Raw genomic sequence first — 12,105 nt, 5'->3', positions numbered from 1 at the left:
TAATTTGTTCAGCTTATAGAATTCGAGATAATTACTTTAAATTTTTTTTAATGAAGAAAAGGTCTGGGGAATTAAAGGTTTTAGTTATCGAAGATAACCCGGGCGATTTTATTCTTATTGAAGATTATCTTTCCGAGGAACATAATGCATTGGAATTACAACGCGCCGAAACATTTAAATCGGCGAAAAGTCTACTGAAGGTTCCTTCGAATTTTGATACTATATTACTCGATTTATCCCTTCCGGATATTAACGATACCGAAATTCTTGTCAAGGAAATCCTGGCCTTATCTTATGGAGCACCAGTTATAGTTCTTACTGGTTATACCAATAAAGAATACGGGGTTAAAACCCTATCCTGGGGGGTATCCGATTATTTGCTTAAAGATGAAATCAGCGCTTCCAATCTTTCAAAAAGTATCCATTATAGTATGGAACGAAAGAAAGTACAGCGGCAGCTTTATGAATCTGAAGAAAAATATCGTACTCTTTTTGACTTTAGTCCACTCCCTATGTGGGTTTTAGACAGGCATAGTCTGGAATTCCTTAGTGTAAATCAGGCCGCAATAGAGTTGTATGGATATTCTCGGGAAGAGTTTATGGAAATGACCGTCCGAGATCTTTGGGCCGAGGATCCAGATAGAATTGAAAAAACAGTAGAAGAAAATTTTCACGATTTTTTTACTGTCAAAGTAAAACATCATACCAAAAGTGGTCAAGGTATTTACATCGATGTTCAAAGTAATCCCATTCAATTTGGCGGACGCCAGGCCAGGGTTACCTTAGCCCACAACATAACGGAAAGATTAAAGGCCGAGGAAAGGTTAAAGCATAGTCAGCAGCGTTTTAAGGCCCTAGTCCAGGATGGAAGTGACCTTATTAGTATCCTTGATGAAAACTTTAATTATATCTATGTAAGTCCTAGTGCTAAAAATATTTTAGGGGTCAACCCGGAAAGAATTGAGGGTAGAAATGTATTTGATTTTATACATAGGGAAGACCGCGAAAGAATTGAGAATAAAATTCAGTATTTAGGAAAGAAAAAAGCATATCAATTACCCTCTTATAGATATAGAGACGGTAACGGAGGATGGCGCTGGTTAGAAACCATAATTAGTGATTTAAGAGATGATCCCGCGGTCAATGGATTGGTGGCAAATTCCAGGGATATTACCAAGTTCAAGGTTCAGGAAAAACAATTAAGAGAAAGCCTGGAGCGTTATGATATAGTTGCCAAAGCCACCAGTGATTTAATTTCGGATTATAATATAAAGAATGATGTTTTTCAATATAGCAATGCAATATATGACACTTTTGGCTATACAAAAGATAAAATAGAAACATCGAAACAATGGTGGCAGGACAAAATTCATCCGGATGATAAGGAACGGGTAATAGAAGCCTCAAGAGGTATTCACGAAAGGGGCCAGAAACTACTGAATATAGAATACCGGTTCAAATGCGCCAACGGAAACTATAAATACATCCTTGACCGTAGTTATGTAATTACTGATGCCAATGATCAACCTTCCCGTATAATCGGTTCTATGCAGGATATTACTGAACGAAGAAAGTATATTAACGCTATTGAACGCAGTAACGAAAGGCTTAGGGAGATAGCCTGGACCCAATACCATGTAGTCAGGGCTCCTTTAGCAAGAATCATGGGTTTGATTGAATTATTGAAAAATCAGAGAAATAACCTCGATAATATTGAGGAAATTATAGATAATATCTTAAATTCGTCTGAGGAGCTTGATAAGGTAATCAGAAAAATTGCGAATAAAACTGAAGAAGAATTTTAAGCTTTTGTGCCCTACCTAAATCTTTAAAAATGCTTGAAGTAATAATCGTAGATGACGATCAAATTGTGGTTTTTATTCAGAAGAAAATGATAACCAATTTCGAGATCGCTTCACACCCTATTAGTTTTAATCTGGCCCAGGCAGCATTAGAGCATATTATCAAGGACCGACAATCTGACCTAGAAAAAGATTACCTTATTCTTTTAGATATCAATATGCCTCATATGGATGGATGGGATTTTCTAGATTGCCTCGAGAGTCACGAAAAAAAATCAAATTACCATGTGATTATGGTAACCTCTTCAATAGACCGGAAAGACAAGGAAAAAGCAAAAAAATATAGCACCGTACGGTACTTTATTGAAAAACCTATCTCAGCCCAGGATTGTGAGAAAATTAAAGAAATCTCGGAAATAAGCCATTTTTTCGAGCGTGTCTAAACCCCTTTTTCTCTGGGCCTGGCATCGTCAATTTTTTCCTGTGCCCATTCTTTTTCTTCTTCTTCCGCTTCTGGTTTCTCTTGTTCTTCTTCGGCTTTGCGTTCAAAATTCAATTTAATATACATCGGGAAGTGATCAGAACCTATGTGTTTTTCCCGGGCAATCTCTATTAAAGTAAAATCATTGCTGTGAAAAACATGATCCAACGGCCACCTAAAAAACCGATAATCTGCGTGGAAAGTATTAAAAAAACCTCTCCCAATCCTTGGGTCCAGCAAGCCACTCATCTGTTGGAATAACCTTGTAGTTCTGGACCAGGCTACGTCATTTAAATCGCCAAAAACCAAAACGCTTTCATCCTGTTCTCTTACATCTCTTCCCAGCATCAGTAGCTCCGCATCACGATTTGTTGAAGTATCTGCTTCAGAAGGGCTTGGAGGTCTTGGATGCATGCAATGAATTCTTATTTTAGTATTATCATCTAATCTTACAAAACCGTGAATAGAAGGAATATCGTTTCTTACCAAATACCTGACCTCGGTTTCTTCTAATTTCAGTTTAGAATATAAATGCATTCCATAGAGATTATTCTGAGGAACTTGTACGGTATACTTATATTCTTTTTCTATATCTTTTAATGCCTCTTCCCATTTCTTATCAGATTCCAGGGTCAATAAAAGGTCCGGCTGCCTTTTATTTATAATTTCAAGAAGTTTATGATACTTGTTATTGGTAGTCAGCACATTACTAACAAGAATAGAAATATTATCAGTTGGATCACCATCCTCAAATTTCATAACCTCTTTTTTAGCCAGTATGGTATAGGGGTAAATTTTTTGAAGCTGATAAATTAGGCTTAATAAAAGTAAGCCTACTGCAAAAAAATGAATTGATTTGGAAAAATCAAAAACCAGGATTGCCAGTACAATTACCACAGTAATAAACAGGGAAATTTGTAGACGTGGAAAATCGAACCCACGAATCCACCACTGGTCAAAACGTGTGGCGGAAGCAAGGCTTGGAATTAAAAACAGCCCACAGACTACAAGCATTATGATGTCTAAAATCTCCATTGAGAATTGGCTTAAAACTTATAGGAAAACCCTAATCCTTTGGTGTTTATCCCTGTACCGTTAATATTAAAATTAGCAGTAGGGTAAACATCAATATTTTCATTTCCTTTTTTGTGCAGTTCAGGTATTAAAATACCACTGGCAGCACCTACTAGCATTCCCGCTATATTATCGGTTAAAAAGTGTTTACCCGCTTTTGTTCTTAAATAACCCATCAATACCGAAAAACCTGCAGCACCTCCCCATACATACGGCACGGCTTTCGAATTGGGATGAAAATCATTGAAAATTTTAGCAGCAAAAAAACTCCCGGCCGCAGCTACTGCTGTGTGACCTGCAATAAAAGAACGTTGTGCCCCGGCTTCGGTACGTTCCGATATGGGAAGCTCCTTGTTGTATACCAAGGGCCTGCTTTTGTCTACTAGACCCGCACTCATCGTGTAAAATACTCCTGTAGTAGCCATGGTTTCCACAAAAAGAACGCTTATCTGTCCAAAATTATTTCTTTCCGCCTGGCTCGGTAAAAAGGCCAGGGGCATACCCAGGGCCGCATAAAAGGGAATATAACTGGCGGCATCCGCTTTTTCAGAATAGTTTCCTGCAGCCCATCGATTAATTCCTGCAATATCATTTTTATCTAATTCAGCTACTTCCGCCTCGGTTAGCGCCTCTTTATTCTGGATAAAAGTAAAACCTAAAATGTTTAATCCGATAGCGCCAGTAATATAAGCAGCGTCTTCCCAAGCCTTGGTAGTATAAGGAGAATCCTGAGCGTAGGTTGTAACAACAAGACTGAAACAAAAAAAGCTTAACAATATTTTTTTCATCTGTTCTGATATAAATTTAATATTCTTCAAATCTCTAAACTCCATAGTAATTGCTGAAGTTTTTAAGAAAAGAATAACAATATATATACTCAATGCGTGCACTAACAAATTTACAGATTAACATAAGTTTAATCCCTGTTGTAGGGAAAGATTTTCCAATTCTATTTAAAATACCGTAATTTTAGATTATGAAGAAGAAAGATTACAGACAAGGTCGCGGATTTCTCTTTGATAAATTTGAAGAACCAGAAAAATCACCATTTGACAGGCTTTTCGAGGTTTTTAAGGAACTCATTACGCATACTTCAGGTGATTTGGACGAAGCTTTGGACTGGCTCAAACAACTCGATGAGGAATACAAATTATCTACAGAAGATTATACGTTGGATGATTTTGTAGAAGACCTTAAAAAGAAAGGGTACATCAAGGAAGAAACCCAGGAGGAAGGTGGCGGGATGGCCATTACAGCCAAAACCGAACGAGCTATTAGAAAGCAGGCTTTGGACCAAATCTTCGGAAAATTGAAAAAAAGTGCTTCTGGAAGCCACAGAACAAATCACGTAGGCAGGGGAGACGAACATACAGGAGATTTTAGAGCATTTCAGTTCGGCGATTCTCCCGATAAAATTTCGGTTACCGAAAGCCTGCGAAATGCTCAAATCAATCACGGCATAGGGAATTTTAATATGACAGAGGATGATCTGGTTGTAGAGGAGACTCATTACAAATCCCGAATGAGCACCGTACTAATGATAGACCTTAGCCATAGCATGATTTTATATGGCGAAGACCGTATTACACCTGCAAAGAAAGTCGCTATGGCCCTGGCAGAACTAATTACGACAAGATATCCCAAAGATAGCCTGGATATTATTGTATTTGGTGACGATGCCTGGCCGGTTTCTATAGCTGATTTACCTTATCTTAAAGTAGGGCCTTATCACACCAACACTGTGGCTGGTTTAAAACTTGCTATGGATATCCTTCGAAGAAAGCGAAGTACCAATCGTCAGATTTTTATGATAACCGATGGGAAACCTAGCTGTTTAAAAGAGCGTGACGGCTCATATTATAAAAACAGCATGGGGCTGGATCCTTATATTTTGGGAAAATGCTACACCATGGCCCGTCAGGCACGTAAATTACATATCCCCATTACTACGTTTATGATTGCGCAAGACCCCTATTTGATGCAGTTTGTCAGAGAGTTTACCTATGCAAATCAGGGCAAAGCTTTTTACACCGGCCTAAAAGGCCTGGGGGAAATGATTTTTGAAGACTACGAAACCAATAGGAAGAAAAGAATTAGGGGCAATTAAAACAATTAAGCAATTCGTTTTGGCATTAGTCCAGGATTGGTAATAAATATAAAATAAAACACATATGAATATAGAAAATATAAAAACCCTGGGTGAGCTTAAAAAATCCGGATATAAAAGTCGGGGAATTAAAGAGGAGCTCAGGGAAAATTTGATTGAAAAAATCAAGAAGAATGAACCTAGCTTTCCGGGAATTCATGGCTATGAAGATAGTGTGATTCCGGAACTGGAACGTGCGATTTTATCCAGACATAATATTAATTTACTTGGTTTAAGAGGTCAGGCAAAAACCCGCCTGGCGCGCTTAATGGTAAATTTGCTAGATGAATATATGCCGGTAGTTCAGGGTTCAGAAATCAACGACGATCCCCTACATCCAATTTCCAGGTATGCCAGAGAGCTTTTAAAAGAAAAAGGAGACAATACCCCAATAAACTGGGTGCACCGCGAGGAACGGTTTTTTGAGAAGCTGGCTACCCCAGATGTAACGGTAGCCGATTTGATCGGGGATGTAGATCCTATTAAGGCTGCAAATTTGAAATTGAGCTATGCCGATGACCGCGTTATTCATTTTGGAATGATCCCTCGTGCTAACCGTAGTATTTTTGTGATCAATGAACTTCCGGACTTGCAGGCACGAATACAGGTAGCCTTATTCAATATTCTTCAGGAAGGTGATATTCAGATCCGGGGTTTTAAATTAAGATTACCCCTGGACTTACAATTTGTATTTACAGCAAATCCTGAAGATTATACCAACAGGGGAAGTATAGTCACCCCTTTAAAGGATAGAATTGGTTCCCAGATCCTGACGCATTATCCCGATAGTATTGATATAGCAAAAACAATTACCGCTCAGGAAGCTAAACTCGATAAAAGGCAAAGCGAATTAGTGCACGTGCCTGAACTAGCCAAAGATTTACTGGAACAGATTAGTTTTGAAGCCCGGGAAAGTGAATTTATAGATGAAAAAAGCGGGATCAGTGCAAGGTTAAGTATTACTGCTTACGAAAACCTCTTAAGTACCGCGGAAAGGCGTTTGCTGAAATCTGGTGACGATCAAACATTGTTACGCTTTGGTGATTTTCTCGGTGTAATTCCCTCCATTACCGGAAAAGTAGAACTTGTTTACGAAGGAGAAGAGGAAGGCGCTGCAAGTGTGGCACTTCAATTAATTGGGGACGCTGTAAAAACCTTATTTCCACTGTATTTTCCGAAAATAGAAAAGTTACAAAAACCCAGTGAAACCACTCCTTATGATGATTTAGTGGAATGGTTTTTCGAAGAAAGTGGTTTTGAATTACCCGATGATCTTTCCAATACCCAATACAAGGAGAAACTGGATGCTGTAAAACCTTTGAACGAATTAATTAAAAAGTACCAGCCTAAAATCTCAGAAAAGGACAGGTATTTTTTAATGGAATTTTTGCTTTGGGCATTGGTGGAATATAAGAAGCTTAGCAAACACCGTTTTGCCAAAGGGGTACAATTTAAAGATCTCTATGGTAGTTATATTAGTGATCTTTAAGTAATTATTGAAATAAAAATAAAAAATACCCGGTTAAATTATTAATCGGGTATTTTTTTTATATAAAAAAAAGAAATTCATAATTATTCCCCGAAAGGCCTATTTTTGTTTTTATTACCCCCAAAATTATATACTTTTATCACCAGAATATGGTCAAAAATGAGGATTACAAAAAATATTAATTTGCGTATTTTAACAAGTATTTTTGGCTTGGGCATATCTGGCATGACTATTATTCGTATTACCCCTTTTGGGGTATAATTCTACATAGCACTTCCGTATACACCTGTTTTTTTAAAAACAAATCATTCTAATTCTAATCAATCGACTTATGAAAGTCCTAAAATTCGGAGGTACCTCTTTGGCATCTCCAGAGCGTATAAAACTCGTAGCAAAAACAGTTCAGAAACATTTAAAGGAAGATAGAACCCTGGTGGTTTTTTCTGCATTCGGTGGCGTTACCAATGATTTGCTGGAAATGGCGGATCTTGCTTCCCGGGAAGATCTAACCTATAAAGATATTCTGGTAAGAAATGAAAAGAGGCATTTGGAAGCGGTTCGGGAATTGATCCCGGTAAACTCTCAAAGCGGTATTCTAAGTAAGGTGAAAACCGAATTAAACCGCCTGGAAACTTTATATGAAGGCGTTTACCTGCTAAACGAACTTTCCAACAAAACCCGCCATGTGGTCGCTGGTTTCGGAGAGGTTTTATCTTCTCTAATTATCGCTGAATATTTTAAAAATCTCGGAGTAAATTCTCAGTATGTTGATTCACGTGAACTGATAGTTTGTAAAAATACCAACGAAAAGGTTCAGGTGAATTATCAGCTAACCAATAAAAACATCGAGAAGTATTTTACACAAAAAGATGCTTCCCTTTTTATAGCTCCCGGTTTTGTTTCTCGAAACGAACAAGGGGTTCCCAGCACCCTGGGTAGAGGTGGTTCGGATTTTACAGCTGCTTTGTATGGGGCTGCTTTAGACGTGAAAGAAGTGCTTATTTACACAGACGTAAATGGAATGTATACGGCAAATCCTCAAATTGTTCCGCACGCTTATCCACTCAAGGATATTTCCTATCAGGAGGCCATGGAACTGTCACATTTTGGAGCTAAGGTATTATACCCGCCTACCCTTCAACCTTTGCTGGATAAACAAATTAATATCCTTATTAAGAATACTTTCAAACCCGATGAAGAAGGAACCCTTATTTCGAAATCTTCAGAAAAGAACTTTAGATGGGTCACCGGGATTACACATATTGATTCTATTAAATTGCTAAATATAGAAGGTAGTGGAATGGTTGGCATTCCAGGATTTTCCAAGCGTTTTTTTGAGGTGCTTTTCCAGGAGAATATCAATGTGGTATTAATTACCCAGGCCTCTTCAGAACACAGTATTTGTATCGCGGTAAAAGATGATGAGGCTCAGCTGGCAAAAGAAGCTTTAGATGAAGCTTTTGAGGTGGAAATACAGTATAAGAAAATAAAGCCTGTTGAAATAGAAGATAATGTGGCTATTGTGGCTCTGGTGGGGGATCGGATGAAAAGCCATCACGGTTTAAGCGGAAAAATGTTTAGTGCCCTTGGGAATAATAATATCAATATTCGGGCGATAGCGCAGGGCTCTTCAGAGCGAAATATTTCTGCTGTAATCGCAAAAAAAGATGTAAAAAAAGCACTCAATACCCTGCATGAGCAATTCTTTGAAGTGCCTTCAAAGGAACTCAATTTGTTTATTACCGGGGTAGGAAATGTGGGAAGCAAATTATTAAACCAATTAAAAAAACAGGAAAGGTTCTTACTAGAAAAACTAAGGCTGAAGGTTCGCGTTCACGGACTTTCCAATTCAAGAAAGATGCTTTTTGATGAAAATGGTATTGATCTTCAAAACTGGGAAGAAGCTTTGGAAAAAGGGGAAAAAGCTGATAAAGCTGTATTCTTTGAAAAGGTTGATGCATTTAACCTTCGAAACAGCATTTTTGTAGATAACACCGCAAGTGCCGAAATTTCTGCCTGGTATAAGGAATATCTGGCCAATTCGGTATCCGTGGTGACCTGTAATAAAATTGCCTGTGCAGATAGTTTCGAGAATTACCGGGAACTACAAAACCTCGCCCGCGAATATGGGGCTTCCTTTTTATATGAAACCAATGTGGGGGCAGGTCTTCCAATAATTGACACTCTTAAAAACCTAATTGCTTCGGGGGATAGAATCAAGAAAATCCAGGCAGTGCTCTCCGGGAGTCTGAATTTTGTATTCAATACCTATAAGGGAGAGGATCCTTTTTATAAAACCGTAGAAATGGCCATGGAAGAAGGCTATACTGAGCCTGATCCTAAAATAGATTTAAGTGGGGTAGATGTGGCACGCAAAATACTGATCCTTGCCCGTGAAAGCGGTTACGAAATGGAACTGGAAGATATTGAGAGTGAAGATTTCTTATCTAAAGAAAGTTTAGCCACTACCACTAACGAGGACTTTTTTGAAATACTAAAGAAAGATGAACCGAAGTTTCAGGAAATTTATAAAACTGCAGAAAGTAAAGGTGCCCAGCTAAAATACGTTGCACAGTTGGAAAATGGAAAAGCGGTTGTCGGACTTCAGGCTGTGGATGCACAACATCCCTTTTATAACCTTAGTGGAAGCGATAATATCGTGTTGTTCTTTACCGAGCGTTATCCTGAACAACCCTTAATTGTAAAAGGTGCCGGCGCTGGAGCCGAGGTGACCGCTTCGGGAATTTTTGCAGATGTTATTAGAATAGGTAAAAAATAGGCTATGGAAAGAATAAAACTGTTTGCACCAGCAACTGTAGCGAACCTTTCCTGCGGATTCGACGTGCTTGGTTGTTGTTTAGACGGGGTAGGCGATGAGATGATTATTGCAAAAAATTCAGAGAAGGAACTTCGCATTACTAAAATTACCGGGCAGGACCTACCTATGGAAGTTGATGAAAATGTAGCTGGGGTTTCGGCAAAAGCCATGTTAGCTGCTCTGGATGAGAACCAGGGTTTTGATATTGAAATAAAAAAGAATATCAAAGCCGGGAGCGGTATTGGAAGTAGTGCGGCCAGTGCTGCAGGAGCTGTTTTTGGGATCAATAAATTACTAGGGGAGCCATTTTCGGCTAGTCAATTGATAAAGTTTGCCATGGAAGGGGAGCGCCTTGCCAGTGGCAATGCCCACGCCGATAATGTGGCACCTGCCCTTCTAGGTGGGTTTAGCCTGGTTAAAAGCTATGAGCCCCTTGAAATTATAAGTTTACCAAGCCTAGGGGAACTGCGAATATTGGTATTACATCCGTTAATTGAGCTCAAAACACGGGATTCAAGGTCGGTAATCAGGCAAAATGTGGAATTGAAAAAAGCAATTAGCCAATGGGGGAATCTAGCCGCTTTGGTAAGTGCTCTTTACACGGAGGATTATGAGCTTTTGGGTCGAAGTTTAAAAGATGAAATCATAGAGCCCGTGCGCTCTATCCTAATTCCTTTTTTTGACGATCTTAAAGCCTTGGCTTTAACAAGCGGAGCCCTGGGGTTCGGGATCTCAGGATCTGGACCCTCGGTTTTTGCTATGTGTAAAGGTGATATCGTTGCGAAAAAGGTGAAGGCGGAATTCCAGGAATTTTATCAGGATAAAAATATAGATTTTGACCTGCATTTATCTAAAATCAATTCCGAAGGGATAAAAATATTAGCGTAATAAAACCAGCATAGGGCTGAACACAAACACAGGAATAATATCGGAAATAATTAAATTCTCGTATTGCATTTCTCTATTTGTGCCAAAATATAAACACATGAAATATTTTAGTTTAAACGATAAGAATCACAAGGTTTCCTTTGAAGAAGCCGTTGTTCGCGGCCTTGCTCCGGGAAAAGCATTATATTTTCCTGAAAAAATAGGGGCATTACCGAAGGAATTTTTTCAAAACCTGGATAAGCTTTCTAAGGAGGAAATCGCTTACGAGGCTATAAAGCAATTTATTGATGATGAAATCGATGATGACAGCCTCCAGCAAATCCTTAAAAAAACCCTGGATTTTGATTTTCCTGTAGTTCCAATTTCTGATAAAATTGGAACTTTGGAACTATTTCACGGGCCCACGTTGGCATTTAAAGATGTTGGTGCTGGATTTATGGCCGGTTGCCTGGGACATTTTGTAAAAAAAGGCGCTCTTGGAAAAATCACGGTCCTGGTAGCTACCTCGGGAGATACCGGTGGTGCGGTAGCCAATGGATTTTTAGGTGTTGAAGGGATAGATGTAGTTATCCTTTATCCTAAAGGGAAAGTAAGTGAAATCCAGGAAAAACAGCTTACTACCCTTGGCCAGAATATTACGGCCCTGGAGGTGAATGGTAATTTTGACGATTGCCAGGACATGGTCAAAAAAGCATTTTCTGATTCAGAAATTAGTGAAAAACGCCAACTTACTTCTGCAAATTCCATTAACGTAGCCCGGTGGTTACCCCAAATGTTCTATTATTTTTTTGCTTATAAAGAATTGGCTGAAAAAGATATGCTTGCTTTTTCCGTGCCTAGCGGGAATTTTGGAAATATTTGTGCGGGTATGCTGGCAAAAAAGATGGGTTTACCTATAGCTCATTTTATTGCTTCCAATAATGAAAACAATGTAGTTACCCGTTATTTGGAATCCCGGAAATATCACCCTGAACCCAGTGTTCCCACCATATCTAACGCTATGGATGTTGGAAACCCAAGTAATTTTATACGTATTCTGGAACTCTTTAATCATGAATTTAAGCCCTTATCAAAGCAACTCTCTTCTTTTAGTTATTCAGATAACCAAACAAGAAATGCCATCAAAGAGGTTAAAGACAAACATAATTATGTCATGGATCCCCACGGTGCAGTTGGGTACCTGGGGCTTCAGGAATTTCTATCCGAGAATCCTGAGTACTATGGTGTCTTTCTGGAAACCGCACACCCGGTTAAATTCCTGGAAACCGTAGAAGGAGTCATTGGAGCTAAGGTAGAAATTCCGGTTTCGATAAAAGACGCTATGAACAGACAAAAAAAATCCATTGAAATTTCCGATTACTCTGAATTAAAGGAATACTTAATACAGTAATTTGGTAAAATTGTTTG

At 38.7% G+C, this 12,105-nt stretch carries 9 protein-coding genes; 7 read left to right on the top strand and 2 right to left on the bottom strand.

The annotated features are described in order from the left end of the window. Nucleotides 1–50 precede the first annotated feature (50 nt). Nucleotides 51–1,805, top strand: a complete 1,755-nt coding sequence (locus tag DET49_RS15415; RefSeq protein WP_133549293.1) for a PAS domain S-box protein — start codon at nucleotides 51–53, stop codon at nucleotides 1,803–1,805. A gap of 29 nt (nucleotides 1,806–1,834) precedes the next feature. Next, a complete protein-coding gene (locus tag DET49_RS15410) occupies nucleotides 1,835–2,245 on the top strand; it encodes a two-component system response regulator (protein ID WP_133549291.1) in 411 nt (136 codons plus the stop codon). Here DET49_RS15410 and DET49_RS15405 read toward each other — a convergent pair. Both DET49_RS15405 and DET49_RS15400 read right to left on the bottom strand, forming a co-directional pair. Continuing rightward, nucleotides 2,242–3,318 (bottom strand): endonuclease/exonuclease/phosphatase family protein, encoded by a 1,077-nt coding sequence (locus DET49_RS15405; protein ID WP_133549289.1) that lies wholly within the window; start codon nucleotides 3,316–3,318, stop codon nucleotides 2,242–2,244. The two genes, DET49_RS15410 and DET49_RS15405, sit on opposite strands and share 4 nt — an antisense overlap. An 11-nt stretch (nucleotides 3,319–3,329) precedes the next feature. Continuing rightward, entirely contained in the window at nucleotides 3,330–4,145 is an 816-nt protein-coding gene (locus DET49_RS15400; protein ID WP_133549287.1) for a phosphatase PAP2 family protein, read from the bottom strand. A 188-nt stretch (nucleotides 4,146–4,333) separates the two neighbouring features. Here DET49_RS15400 and DET49_RS15395 point away from each other — a divergent pair, with 188 nt between their 5' ends. The 5 genes from DET49_RS15395 to thrC all read left to right on the top strand — a co-directional run bounded on the left by DET49_RS15395 (nucleotide 4,334) and on the right by thrC (nucleotide 12,088). After that, a complete protein-coding gene (locus DET49_RS15395; RefSeq protein WP_133549285.1) occupies nucleotides 4,334–5,464 on the top strand; it encodes a vWA domain-containing protein in 1,131 nt (376 codons plus the stop codon). A 64-nt stretch (nucleotides 5,465–5,528) separates the two neighbouring features. Continuing rightward, on the top strand, nucleotides 5,529–6,992 hold the full coding sequence (locus DET49_RS15390) for a magnesium chelatase (RefSeq protein ID WP_133549283.1): 1,464 nt from the start codon (nucleotides 5,529–5,531) through the stop codon (nucleotides 6,990–6,992). Between the two features lie 331 nt (nucleotides 6,993–7,323). Beyond that, on the top strand, nucleotides 7,324–9,771 hold the full coding sequence (gene thrA, locus DET49_RS15385; protein ID WP_133549281.1) for a bifunctional aspartate kinase/homoserine dehydrogenase I: 2,448 nt from the start codon (nucleotides 7,324–7,326) through the stop codon (nucleotides 9,769–9,771). A 3-nt stretch (nucleotides 9,772–9,774) separates the two neighbouring features. After that, a complete protein-coding gene (locus tag DET49_RS15380) occupies nucleotides 9,775–10,698 on the top strand; it encodes a homoserine kinase (protein ID WP_133549279.1) in 924 nt (307 codons plus the stop codon). Between the two features lie 97 nt (nucleotides 10,699–10,795). Continuing rightward, on the top strand, nucleotides 10,796–12,088 hold the full coding sequence (gene thrC, locus DET49_RS15375; RefSeq protein ID WP_133549277.1) for a threonine synthase: 1,293 nt from the start codon (nucleotides 10,796–10,798) through the stop codon (nucleotides 12,086–12,088). Nucleotides 12,089–12,105: the final 17 nt, after the last annotated feature.

The organism is Salegentibacter sp. 24, assembly GCF_004362395.1.
Taxonomy (GTDB): Bacteria; Bacteroidota; Bacteroidia; order Flavobacteriales; family Flavobacteriaceae; genus Salegentibacter.
This window is presented reverse-complemented; position numbering and strand designations above follow the sequence as displayed.